Origin of the sequence: Alkalimonas amylolytica, from assembly GCF_900107845.1 — a bacterium.
In the GTDB taxonomy this organism is placed as follows: domain Bacteria; phylum Pseudomonadota; class Gammaproteobacteria; order Enterobacterales; family Alteromonadaceae; genus Alkalimonas; species Alkalimonas amylolytica.
The window spans coordinates 710,679-722,717 of record NZ_FNRM01000001.1; the positions used below are offsets into that span (position 1 = coordinate 710,679).

The following is a 12,039-nucleotide window of genomic DNA, read 5'->3' on the forward strand; positions in this document are numbered from 1 at the left end:
GCTTGTTATGGAAACTTTTTTGCAATTGCTGGAACACCATCATGTCGCGACTTTTCTGCGCGCCTCCTTGCTGTTTTTCAGTGGCTTATTGGTAGCGCATCTGCTGGCCAGGATCACCGTACGGCTTAGTAAAGGCATGTCCCCTCATCATCAGGTGTTGTTAAAGCGCCTGGTGTACTGGCTGGTGCTGTCGCTGTTTCTGGCCTCGGTGCTAAAAGAGCTCGGCTTTAGCTTAGGGGTCTTGCTGGGAGCAGCTGGCGTGCTGACAGTGGCCATTGGCTTTGCCTCGCAAACCTCGGCATCAAACCTGATTAGCGGTTTATTTTTGATCGGCGAAAAACCATTTCAGCTGGGAGATGTGATCAAAGTAGGCGAAACCACCGGTGAAGTACTGTCCATCGATTTACTCTCGGTCAAACTGCGCACCTTTGATAATCTGTTTGTCCGGATCCCGAATGAGAGCTTGATAAAGACCCAGATGACCAATCTGACCCGCTTTCCCATCCGGCGCTTTGATTTACAGCTGGGTGTCGCCTATAAAGAAAGTATCAAACAGGTTCGAGAGCTGTTGATGACAGTGGCAGATGCCAATCCACTGTGTCTGGACGAACCATCGCCCTTATTTGTCTTCAATGGCTTTGGCGATTCCAGTCTGGATATTCAATTCTCAGTCTGGACCAAGCGGGAAAACTTTCGCGATTTGCGCAACAGCCTGCAGGAAGAGGTAAAAAATGCATTTGATGCCGCCGGTATTGAAATTCCATTCCCACACCGCTCCTTGTATGCCGGCAGTGAAAGCGCGCCTTTTCCTATCACTATTGTTTCGGCCAAAACAGAGAAAGCAGGCGACGATGCCGATATCAGCCCCTAAGTCTGAAAAGGCGACAGCATGCGTGGCATGATGCTGCTTGGCGGTGCTTGCCTGCTTAGCACTGCGGTGCAGGCCAGTGACTGCCAATTGCTGGAAAATAAACATGCCCTGCCTGACCGGGGCGATATTCGTATTCGCTCCATTCAGTTTGAAGCAGAGAATGTGTTTGACCTGGATGAACCAGGCACCTTCTGGCTGCATCGATTTGCCAATAAAACCCACATCATTAGCCGTGAGGAAACGCTGCAACAGGACTTATTATTCGCCGAAGGTGACCGGCTCAGCCTGGCGGTGCTGGAAGAAACCGAGCGTTTATTGCGTAGCCGGCGTTATTTACGCGAAGCCAAAATCAGTATTACGCATTATTGCAGCGAGTCGCATCAGGTAGATGTGTTGGTGCAAAGCTGGGACAACTGGTCCTTGTTGCCAAAAATTGATTTTAAACACGAGGGTGGCGCTTCCGAGTACTCCATCGGTATCGCTGAAGACAACCTGCTGGGCACCGGCAATCAGCTGCAGCTCGATTATGCCAAAGACAGTGAGCGGACCGGTTATTTGCTTAGTTTTGCTTCGCCCAATATGTTTGGCAGTCACTGGAGCAGCGCGCTGCAGTACGCCGATAACTCCGATGGCGAAAGCTACCTGTTCGCAGTGGAACGCCCCTTTTATCGGATCAGCTCGCCCTGGGCCATGGGTTTCGAGCTGGAAAAAAGCAAAGAAGAGCTTAGGGAATATCAGCGCGGAGAAGAAAGCAACCGCTACGACAGCAAACGGCACTGGCTGCAGAGCTATTTGGGCTTCAGTTTGTATGCCAGCAGCTACAGTGCACAACGGCTGCTGCTTGGCTTTCGGTTGCATGACCAGCAATTTGCCAGTAACCCGGATACCCAAAATGGCTTGCCTTTGGATCGTGATTTATCAGCGCTCTGGCTGGAGTACCAATGGCTGCAATCTGACTTTCAAAAGCTTTATCGAATCAATCAGTTCAACCGTACCGAAGACATCAACTTTGGCTGGCAGTTTACTCTGCAGCTGGCACGCCTTGCCGACTGGCTGGGTGCGGATGCCAATGGCTGGCAGCTAAGCAGCAGGCTGGAGAAAAACTGGGCCTTAAAGCCCGGCAGTTGGCTACTGACAGAGCATCACTTCAAACAGCAATGGCAAAGCAATGAGCCATCCCGCAGTGAACTTAGCAGCCACTGGTTATTGGTGCACCACCTGACCGACCAAAGCAGCCTTGCGGCCCGCTTTCAGCTGGAGCTTGGCCGGGAGCTTTATCGGGATGAGCTGCGCCAATTAGGCGGTGATAATGGCATGCGGGCCTACCCGCTGTATTTTCAGCGCGGCCAGAAACTGTGGGTAGCCAGCGGCGAATACCGTTATTACACGCCATGGTCTATTTTACGATTGTTTGATGTTGGTTTTGCCGGCTTTGTCGATGCCGGCCGGGCCTGGGATGATCCCTGGCAAAGCAGTGAGGCCAGCGATCAGGTGCTGTTTGGCGTAGGGGGTGGTGTACGGCTGCTGTCGAAATACTCCAGCCGCGGCACCATGGTGCATCTTGATTTGGCCAAACCACTGCGCAGCGAGCCAGGGCTGGATAGCTGGCAATTCCGCGCTATGGCCAAACGGCGTTTTTAAGTTAGCGCTGGCAACTCTGGCAAAACACCGTGCTGCGCTGTCCTAAGCGGATTTCCTCTAACTGCGCGCCACAACGCATACACGGCAGGCCACCCCGGCCATACACCAACAGCTCCTGTTTAAAGTAGCCAGGCTTGCCATCGGACTGGCTAAAGTCCCGCAAGGTCGTCCCCCCCTGAGCAATGGCTTGAGCCAGGGTGTGCTTTACTTCCTGCACCAGACGCTCGCAGTCGTCTACAGACAAGGACTTCGCCGGACGGCTTGGTAAAATACCCGCCTTGAACAAGGCTTCATTGGCGTAGATATTACCTACCCCAACCACCACTTTGTTGTCCATCAGCACCAGCTTGATGGCACTGCTGCGTTTTTGGCATTGCTGCCACAAAAGCTCAGTGTTAAAAGCCTCGGTTAACGGTTCAGGCCCAAGCTGACTCAGCAGTACGTGCGCTTCGCCAGCACCTTGCCAAAGCACCGCGCCAAAACGGCGGGTATCGTTCAGGCGCAGCAGCTGACCGCTACCGAGCACAAAATCGACATGATCGTGTTTGCCAGCTGGCGTGTCCCGCGGCAGCACCTTTACGTGGCCAGACATGCCCAAATGCAGCAAGACGCAGCCGTCAGCCAGTTCAATCAGCAGGTACTTGGCCCGGCGCGATACCGCCTGAATGGGCTCATCTTTTAACGCCATCACTTCGTCCGGCACCGGCCAGCGCAGCTGACGCTGACGCACCACCACACGCTGCAACAGTTGACCCTGCAGATGGGGACGAATACCCAGGCAGGATACTTCGACTTCAGGTAATTCAGGCATCAACGAAACTCCGCCGGAAACAACAGCTCTGCTTCGGCTGCCGATACCGGGTAATACAAACGACGATGGGAAGGGCTGAGGTAAAACTGTTGCTCCGACAACGACAGCACCCAGATAATCGGCTCGCCCTGGCCTGCCAACACCAGCTGGGCCTGGGTTAATGGTTCCGGCAGCGGCGACACACTGCGCTCACCATCAGCCAGCAATTGCTGCTGCCAGATGGCCAGGGTGCGGTCCACCAAAGGCTGCCGATCCGGCCGGGCCGGTGCCAGTTGCCAACCTTGCGGTGAACGGCTAATGCGCGCATTGACAAACTCAATGCTCAGCAACTGCTGATCGCCCAGCAAGCTGGTATTGCGGTGCTTTAAATCGGCCAGCCGCTGCGGTGTGCCATACAGCAAAAACATCAGCAACAGCACCGCAAAGATCAGTACATTGTTCCAGGCCCGACGGGAAAGTTTTGGCAGCATAAGAAAAACCCTGCATCACGGTGAATGACGAAAAGTCTACCACAGCAGCACAGACTTCAGGTAACAGCGACAAATTGCAGGCAGAAAAAAACCCGGCCAGGCCGGGTTCTTTCAGAACGTTTGATTACTTGATTTTCGCTTCTTTGAAAATCACGTGCTTACGCACTTTAGGATCAAACTTTTTAATTTCCATCTTTTCAGGCATGGTGCGCTTGTTCTTCGTGGTGGTGTAGAAGAAACCAGTGCCTGCAGATGATACTAAACGAATTTTATCACGCATCGTCGTAATCCTTAAACTTTCAGACCTTTGGCACGCAGATCAGCCAAAACTGAATCGATGCCATTCTTATCAATAATACGCATGCCTTTGGTAGACAGGCGCAGTTTGACGAAACGATTTTCACTTTCAACCCAGAAACGATGCGTTTGCAGGTTCGGCAGGAAACGGCGCTTGGTTGCGTTGTTGGCATGAGACCTGTTATTACCAGTAATAGGTCGTTTGCCGGTCACTTGGCATACTTTTGACATGTCGTATCTCTCCAAAAAATAACTGCTTGCTCGAGCGTTTTATCTGCCTTCTGGCCAAGGAAGGCGGCTCTGAAAACGTAAGAGGGCGCAATTTATACACGAAAGGTGGTCCGAATTCAAGCAAATTCATCCGTGATCCACTCGTTTGCAGCAATTTAGTACGATCGCAGATCCGATTCAGGATCCGGCTAGATCCAGCCACGCTCCGCGAAGGAAACCACCTCGCCATCGCCAACCACCAGATGATCGAGCACCCGGATATCCACCAGCTGCAAAGCCTGCTGGATCCGGCTGGTAATGCTGCGATCCGCCCGGCTTGGTTCAGCCACCCCGGAAGGGTGGTTGTGAGCCAGGATCAGCGCAGCGGCATTGTACTTAAGTGCCTGCTGTACCACCACCCGCGGATACACCGGTGAGGCATCAATGGTGCCATAAAACAGTGGCTCGGATTTAAGCAGCCGGTGCTGATTATCCAGATAGAGCACCTGAAATACCTCACGGCTTTCGCTTCCCAGTTGCAGGCTTAAGTACCGCTTCACCAGGGCAGGCTCGGTAAAAACCGCTTCGTGCTGCAGACTTTGCTGCAAACAGCGCTGGCTTAATTCCATCACCGCCTGCAGCTGAACATACTTGGCCATGCCGAGGCCCTTACCTTCACAAAAGCGCGGCAGCGGCGCTTGCAGCAGGGTTTTTAACGAACCAAAGTCGGCCAGTAAACTGCGCGCCAGCTCCACGGCCGACATGCCCGGCAAGCCGGTGCGCAAAAAGATCGCCAGTAATTCAGCATCCGACAAAGCAGCAGCCCCGCGTTGCAACAACTTTTCTCTGGGCCGCTCCTCAGCAGGCCAATCCCTGATTGCCATCCTTACTCCTTGTCTGTGAAAAGCATCTTTAGCAGCTGAAGTATGCTGGCATTTCATGCTATCTTTAGCGCGAAAGAACACGAATTTCAGCCAACGGACATCACAGCATGCAAACTACTCTTAGTGCTCAAACAACGCTAAGCGGCCAGCGGATCTTACTGGGCATCAGCGGCGGCATCGCCGCCTATAAAAGTGCTGATCTGATCCGGCGCTTCAAAGAGCGCGGTGCCGAAGTACGGGTGATCCTGACCGAAGGCGGCAGCCACTTTATTACCCCACTGACCTTGCAAGCGCTGTCTGGTAACCCGGTCAGCTCCAGCCTGCTGGACCCAGCCGCAGAAGCAGCGATGGGCCATATCGAGCTGGCGAAATGGGCCAGTTGTATCGTGATTGCCCCTGCCAGCGCTGATCTGATTGCCCGGCTGGCCCACGGCCTGGCCAACGATTTACTCACCACCTGTGTGCTGGCAAGCGCGGCCCCGGTAATGATAGCGCCCGCGATGAACCAGCAGATGTATAAAAATAGCGCAACCAAGCACAACATAGCAACACTCAAAGAACGAAAATTTCACATTGCAGGCCCGGCTGCCGGCGAACAAGCCTGTGGTGATGTCGGCCCGGGCCGGATGTTGGAGCCATTAGAGCTGGTGGCAGCACTGGAGCAACTGCAGGCCTCCAGGCTGCCAGCACTTAGCGGCAAAACCGTACTAATAACCGCTGGACCTACCCGCGAGGCCATCGATCCGGTACGCTTTCTAAGCAACCACAGCTCCGGCAAAATGGGCTTTGCGCTGGCCGAAGCCGCCGCCAAAGCCGGTGCCAGGGTGCAGCTGGTCACCGGCCCGGTTAATCTGGCAACCCCGGCCGGCGTCGAGCGTATTGATGTGCAATCAGCGCAGCAGATGCACACGGCGGTGATGCAGCGCGCCAGTGCAGCCGACATTTTTATTGGCTGCGCCGCCGTTGCCGATTACCGGGTGGCCGAGGTCGCCGAGCAGAAAATGAAAAAAACCAGCAGCAACGACGAACTGACACTGACGCTGGTGAAAAACCCGGATATCATTGCCGATGTTGCGGCCCTGACTTATCAGCGCCCTTTCACCGTTGGCTTTGCTGCAGAAACCGAAAACCTGGCCAATTATGCCAAGGACAAACTGCAGCGCAAAAAGCTGGATCTGATTTGTGCCAACGATGTGTCTTCAAAAGAGCAAGGGTTTCACAGCGAACACAATGCCATCACCGCTTACTGGCAGGGGGGCGAACTCGCGCTGGAGCGCCAGCCTAAGATTTCTATAGCTCACGCCATAATAGAGCTTATAGCAAATAAATTGACACAAAAGCGACAGTAACTCTATATTAATAATCTGTAATCAAAATGGCATTTGCATCATATGGATGAAGCTCAATTCAATAAACCCGCTTCTGCTTACTCTAAGGACGCAAGCAGGAGGGGTAGTCGTGACAAAATTTTCTATCCTTCGCTTTTAAAGCTGATTCCAAGTTTTACAGGTAAATCCGTGCTTGATTTAGCATGTGGGGATGGTTCTTTTAGTAGAGTTATTTCAAAGCTTAATCCAAGCAAGGTTGTCGCTGTTGACATTTCAAAAGATCAAATAGATAAGGCAATTGAATTATCTGGTCATCAAACCGTAATCAAATATATTAATGCTAATGCCTGTGATATAAAGCACATTGATCCGTTTGACATAATCATAGGAAATTTTTTTTTGCATTATGCTCCATCAATTGATGACCTTAAGAAATACTGTAAACATATATCACTAAACCTAAAGCCCGGTGGGCTATTCATAGGTCTGAATGAAAATCCTGTTAAGCCGATTAAAGATTCAAAAAGCTTCGGAGTTGCTGTTGAATGCGTAGATGGTGTTGTCCATGATTCCTGTACAATTAGAAGAACTCACTATGATTCAGAAGGGAATGAGTTATTTAACTTCACACACCGGCATTTTCATCTTAACACGTATGAACTATCTCTGAGAGAATCTGGAATGTACAATGTCACTTGGCACAAACTCCGGAACATGCAACATGGCGATGCAGATGATGCCATGGCTAAACACTGGGCTTCATACATTTCTCAAAGCACAGTTAGTATATTATCAGCCAACAAGTCGTTAGATGATAAGTAAATAACAACTTGATTTTAAATAGTAAAAACTGAAACATGATTGAGCAGAGCATTTTTCAGATTAAATGGGTCCAGGGTCGCCGGTCAATATAGCTTGTGTTTAGATTATAAGCAAACCGGATTGAACTAAGAGTAGTCCGGATGCCCCCTAAAATACAGTATATTTTGGTAAGAGTATGAAAAATATAAACGAAAATGATCGCTATTTTTACACAAGTGCTAAAAGCTGCCCTTTCGAATGCTCTTATTGTTTCGCCACACTCCCTAATTTCAGCGATGATTTGGGCTCCTTGCAGGAACTACATACTGAAGAATCCATAATATCTGGGCCGAGGGTTATTTACCCCTCTTGCGATTCAGAAATTTTTCTTTCTAATGATCTCGTTAGAACACTAGACAGGATAACAAAAGTGGAAAAGCAAGTAGTAGTGAGCTATTCGACTAAGAAGAGACTGTCAAATAAAGACTTAAATATGATAACCGAAATAAATGAGATTCTTAATGAATCTAGTGGCTTCATTAAAGTCGGTATCTCAATAACAAATATTAATAGCATAGCACTATACGAGAAGGGCTGCGCGGGATTCGAAGATAGAATTGAAAACCTACTTAGGCTTGCAGAAAGTAGCATTCCAACAGGTGTAAATATAAAGCCAATCTTGCCTTTCATCAGCCTGGATGAGTATCTTAGGATTGTAGAACATACAATAAAATATTGTGATAGATTTATGCTCGGTGACCTTTACATAGATGAGTCAACTTCCTTCGGCAAATCTGTATTGAGCGAATATCCCGGTTTTATAACTACTAAAAGCATAGACTGGCTTAATAAAGATCTGAAAGTGAAAGTATATAGCGAAGGCGAGAAAAAACACAAGATACAAAAAAGTATCCTTTCTAAGGGTGGTAAGTTCTTTGAGAGTGATCTAAGTTTGATCAATGACATTATTAAATATGGGAATTGAGATGAGCAGTTCACAACAAAGTAACAGCTATACCGTATTAATTAATGACGTAGTTAGTGACTTAATGCTTGTTTTCATAGTCATCGTTCTGGCGATTCAAAGTGCAAAATCACTGATCATTGCAAATGGCTGGTTCAGAAACTGGAAATATTCTAAGATCATATATGGAAACATTCATAGTGATATAGCGAAAATCGCAACTGAGCATACCATTAAGTACATTGGGGCTGACAACACGTTTTACAAAAATAACTCCGTCTACACACCTCTCACTCGAAATGGCACATTAAAGATTGACATCACTCAAGCACGAATTATGGCTTTTCGCCTCTTGTCTGAACACACTCATAAGTTTCCTCATCCGGTCGTATATGGTAAAAATACCCCATCTAGCTCAAACTATTACATAAAGACCATGGAAGCATCACATCAGTACACGAGTTTACAACTAATGTCGATGTTACTCTATCTCAAATATGCATCGATTATAAATGAGGTAGACATTATAAACTTTATAATAACACCGAAAATGGGAAACACCTTGCTAGGAAAGAACTTTTCTGAGCTATGCAATGCAACCTTCATTGCTTCCAAGCCAGAAAATGATAGCTCTAGAGTTAAAGATAATAATAACAGCTTTATTATTGGCAGTAATTTTGAAGGCTATAGTTCGCTTAAAGCCAGGTTACAAGACGGGAATCAGTTGCATGGAGCTATTATTGATTGCAATTGTTCCGGTGGTTCGACACTTATAGAAACTGCCAACATGTTCAATAATTTCATTTCAAAGAATGGACTAGAAGATAAGATAAAAAGAATAACTGATGTTTATGTTATATTCAGGGCTGATATTAACATTAGTCCTGATGAGATCGAAGCTAAATTTAGTTCAAATAATCTTAGAATCCACAGGCTATTTGATCTTGATGAAAGCTTAAAAGGGAATTTGCATGAACTTACCATAACCAGCGACGAAAGAGAGAAAGACAAAAAGATAGAATTTATGCTAGAGTATGCAAAAAATAATAAATTACTTCGATAACCAAACAAATGATAGGACTCTAAGATGATTTTGGACGATAGCTGGCTGAAGGTACATGAATTCCACCAGGCTTTCTCACACCCTATATCTGATTCCCCAACTTTGATGCCTGCTGAGAGGAAGCATAAACGTTATAAATGGATGCTTGAAGAGATAAATGAGTTTTTAGAGGCAGAATCCATAGAGTCACAATCGGATGCAATGATAGATTTGATCTATTTTGCTCTTGGTACACTAGTTGAAACTGGTGTGAGACCTGGAAAACTATTTGATATAGTACACAACGCTAACATGACGAAGTTATGGCCTGATGGCAAACCAAGAATGAATGGTGATGGTAAAATTATTAAGCCTAGTGGTTGGTTAGATCCCGAACCATTGATTTCAGAGGAAATCAGAAAGCAAATCAATCAAAATCTAGGCTAGACTCAGAAAATAGACATACTAATCTGGTTCAGTTTGTGCCCATCCTGAAAGGTGGTGGGTACTAGCCCGTAACAAGTATGCGACGCCAAAATCTTTGGTGTAAGCCATCGACTTTGCGCGCCAAAATAAAGCGCGGTTTTTCCTGGCATGAGGGGCCCAATCACAGGTCTATATGCGCGTCTAAGCGCCCCTCGGAGGGTAACGACAACTGTTCAAACAACAACCCTAAACTAGGATTGAGGCCCGTAATCAGGCCCTAGTTCACCCCCCAAAACCGGCTGTAGAGCGCACTGCCCCACACCAAAGTAACCAAGACCAGGCTTAAAAACACCGCCGCCGAGCCCATATCCTTGGCCCGGCCCGATAGCTCGTGCCGCTCCAGGCTGACCCGATCGGTCAGGGTTTCAATCGCCGAGTTCAAAAGCTCAACAATCAGTACCAGACACCAGACGCCAATCAAGAGCACAAACTGCAGAAAGCTCTGCGCCAGCCAGGCTGCTAGGGGTACCGACAGGATCGCCAGCACGGCTTCCTGGCGAAACGCCGCCTCATGGCGCCAGGTGGCGGCAAAGCCCTGCATCGAGCATTTGGCCGCTTTGATCACCCGGCCCAGTCCCTGACCATTTGGTTTTTGCATGGCTTTCCCTTGAAAAAGTCTGCTCTGACGCAGTGCTGTAAGCCTTAATCGGACTCAGCTTACAGCGCCCAGATGAACACCGAATGACAGTGCAAACAACCGCTTACACCACGCCGTATTCAGCGCGATAGGCCTGCACCGCTGCCAGATGCTCTGCCATTTGCGGTTGATCGGCCAGGTAACTGATCAAATCCGTCAGGTTAATGATGGAAATCACCTGGGTGCTAAAGTCGCGCTCGACTTCCTGGATCGCCGACAGCTCAGCCTTGCCACGCTCTTGCCGGTCGAGCGCAATCAGCACGCCCGTTAAGGTCGCGCCAGCGGTGGCGATGATCTGCATCGACTCACGAATGGCGGTGCCGGCGGTGATCACATCGTCCACCAACATCACCCGGCCTTGCAAGGGTGCGCCAACCAAACTGCCACCTTCGCCATGGGTTTTGGCTTCTTTGCGGTTAAAGCAGTACGGCAGGTCGCGCTGGTAGTGATCGGCCAGCGCCACCGCTGTGGTGGTGGCAATCGGAATGCCTTTGTAGGCCGGGCCAAACAGCAGATCAAACTCAATGCCACTGTCCTGCAGTGCCGCGGCATAAAAACGGCCCAGCTTGGCCAAATCGCCACCGGTATTAAACAAACCAGCATTGAAAAAGTACGGGCTGATGCGGCCGGACTTCAAGGTAAACTGGCCAAACTTCAGCACCTGACGCGACAGAGCAAATTCAATAAACTCACGCTGAAAGTCTTTCATCCCAAACTCCTTACGCCAACACCCGCTTTTGCTCATCGACGATATCGCGAATGGCATGGCGCGCCAGCTCCATCATCTCCTGCATTTCGTCAAAGCTAAAAGGCTCGGCTTCGGCGGTGCCCTGCACTTCAATCAGCTTGCCGGTTTCGGTCATCACCACATTCATGTCGGTTTCGGCGTTGGAGTCTTCGTCGTAATCCAAGTCGGCCACCGCGGTGCCTTTAAAGACGCCGACTGAGACTGCGGCGACCATGTACTTCAGTGGATTGGTTTTGATGATGCCTTTGCCGCGCATAAAGTTCAGCGCATCCACCAGTGCCACGCAAGCACCGGAAATTGAAGCGGTGCGGGTGCCACCATCGGCCTGGATCACATCGCAGTCGATGGTGATGGTGTTCTCACCCAGCAGCTTTAAATCCACCGCCGTGCGCAGAGCCCGGCCAATCAGTCGCTGAATTTCCATGGTGCGGCCGCTTTGCTTGCCACGGGCCGCTTCCCGATCGTTGCGGGTATGGGTAGCACGTGGCAGCATGCCGTACTCAGCGGTGACCCAGCCTTTGCCCTGGCCTTTCATAAAGCGTGGCACCCCTTCCACCACACTGGCGGTGCAAATTACTTTGGTATTGCCAAACTCCACCAGCACCGAGCCTTCGGCATGGGCGGTAAACTGACGGGTAAAGGTTAAAGGGCGGATCTGACTGGCGGTTCGGCCGCTGGGACGCATGGCATCTCTCCTGCTGGATGAGTAGGCATTAAAAAGTGGCCCTATTATACCCAATAGCGCTCAAGTTGCACCTAAGGCCGCAGCTTTGGCAGCAAATGCCCGGCAATTGTTCAGCTGCGCTGCATTCGGGTATACTTAGTTTTTCTAAGTATTTGGGAAGCCGC

15 protein-coding genes are annotated in these 12,039 nt (G+C 49.5%); 7 read left to right on the forward strand and 8 right to left on the reverse strand.

The genetic code is table 11. The features are described from left to right. Positions 1–7: 7 nt before the first annotated feature. Complete coding sequence (locus BLW37_RS03240; RefSeq protein ID WP_091339320.1) at positions 8–871, forward strand: mechanosensitive ion channel family protein; 864 nt, start codon at positions 8–10, stop codon at positions 869–871. Between the two features lie 18 nt (positions 872–889). Further along, positions 890–2,512, forward strand: coding sequence for a BamA/TamA family outer membrane protein (locus tag BLW37_RS03245; RefSeq protein ID WP_091339323.1), 1,623 nt, complete (start codon positions 890–892; stop codon positions 2,510–2,512). Between the two features lies 1 nt (position 2,513). On the opposite strand, the gene mutM is transcribed toward BLW37_RS03245, so the two are convergent. The 5 genes from mutM to radC form a co-directional block, all read right to left on the reverse strand. Beyond that, positions 2,514–3,323: a bifunctional DNA-formamidopyrimidine glycosylase/DNA-(apurinic or apyrimidinic site) lyase gene (gene mutM, locus BLW37_RS03250; protein ID WP_091339325.1), complete on the reverse strand. Its 810-nt coding sequence runs from the start codon at positions 3,321–3,323 to the stop codon at positions 2,514–2,516. Further along, positions 3,323–3,793 (reverse strand): hypothetical protein, encoded by a 471-nt coding sequence (locus BLW37_RS03255; protein WP_091339328.1) that lies wholly within the window; start codon positions 3,791–3,793, stop codon positions 3,323–3,325. Before BLW37_RS03255 ends, mutM begins: the two co-directional genes overlap by 1 nt. 124 nt (positions 3,794–3,917) lie before the next feature. After that, on the reverse strand, positions 3,918–4,073 hold the full coding sequence (rpmG, locus tag BLW37_RS03260; RefSeq protein WP_008219722.1) for a 50S ribosomal protein L33: 156 nt from the start codon (positions 4,071–4,073) through the stop codon (positions 3,918–3,920). An 11-nt stretch (positions 4,074–4,084) separates the two neighbouring features. Then, on the reverse strand, positions 4,085–4,321 hold the full coding sequence (rpmB, locus tag BLW37_RS03265; RefSeq protein ID WP_091339331.1) for a 50S ribosomal protein L28: 237 nt from the start codon (positions 4,319–4,321) through the stop codon (positions 4,085–4,087). A 188-nt stretch (positions 4,322–4,509) separates the two neighbouring features. Continuing rightward, positions 4,510–5,184 (reverse strand): RadC family protein, encoded by a 675-nt coding sequence (gene radC, locus BLW37_RS03270; protein WP_091339334.1) that lies wholly within the window; start codon positions 5,182–5,184, stop codon positions 4,510–4,512. A gap of 107 nt (positions 5,185–5,291) precedes the next feature. Between radC and coaBC the strand changes: the two genes are divergently transcribed. The 5 genes from coaBC to BLW37_RS03295 all read left to right on the forward strand — a co-directional run bounded on the left by coaBC (position 5,292) and on the right by BLW37_RS03295 (position 9,766). Continuing rightward, positions 5,292–6,533, forward strand: a complete 1,242-nt coding sequence (coaBC, locus tag BLW37_RS03275; protein ID WP_091339336.1) for a bifunctional phosphopantothenoylcysteine decarboxylase/phosphopantothenate--cysteine ligase CoaBC — start codon at positions 5,292–5,294, stop codon at positions 6,531–6,533. 42 nt (positions 6,534–6,575) lie between these two features. Beyond that, positions 6,576–7,334 (forward strand): class I SAM-dependent methyltransferase, encoded by a 759-nt coding sequence (locus BLW37_RS03280; RefSeq protein ID WP_091339340.1) that lies wholly within the window; start codon positions 6,576–6,578, stop codon positions 7,332–7,334. 175 nt (positions 7,335–7,509) lie between these two features. Further along, entirely contained in the window at positions 7,510–8,298 is a 789-nt protein-coding gene (locus BLW37_RS03285) for a radical SAM family protein (protein ID WP_139243649.1), read from the forward strand. Continuing rightward, positions 8,273–9,340 (forward strand): hypothetical protein, encoded by a 1,068-nt coding sequence (locus BLW37_RS03290; protein WP_139243650.1) that lies wholly within the window; start codon positions 8,273–8,275, stop codon positions 9,338–9,340. The genes BLW37_RS03285 and BLW37_RS03290 overlap by 26 nt, the downstream gene beginning before the upstream one ends. A gap of 24 nt (positions 9,341–9,364) precedes the next feature. Next, positions 9,365–9,766 (forward strand): pyrophosphohydrolase domain-containing protein, encoded by a 402-nt coding sequence (locus tag BLW37_RS03295; protein ID WP_091339350.1) that lies wholly within the window; start codon positions 9,365–9,367, stop codon positions 9,764–9,766. Between the two features lie 256 nt (positions 9,767–10,022). Here the strand turns inward: BLW37_RS03295 and BLW37_RS03300 are convergent, their stop codons facing one another. The 3 genes from BLW37_RS03300 to rph all read right to left on the reverse strand — a co-directional run bounded on the left by BLW37_RS03300 (position 10,023) and on the right by rph (position 11,875). Continuing rightward, positions 10,023–10,403 carry a diacylglycerol kinase gene (locus tag BLW37_RS03300; protein WP_091339353.1) on the reverse strand — a complete coding sequence of 127 codons (381 nt, stop codon included), beginning with the start codon at positions 10,401–10,403 and terminating at the stop codon, positions 10,023–10,025. 103 nt (positions 10,404–10,506) lie between these two features. After that, positions 10,507–11,151 (reverse strand): orotate phosphoribosyltransferase, encoded by a 645-nt coding sequence (gene pyrE / locus BLW37_RS03305; RefSeq protein ID WP_091339356.1) that lies wholly within the window; start codon positions 11,149–11,151, stop codon positions 10,507–10,509. Between the two features lie 10 nt (positions 11,152–11,161). Beyond that, a complete protein-coding gene (gene rph / locus BLW37_RS03310; protein WP_091339358.1) occupies positions 11,162–11,875 on the reverse strand; it encodes a ribonuclease PH in 714 nt (237 codons plus the stop codon). Positions 11,876–12,039 lie beyond the last annotated feature (164 nt).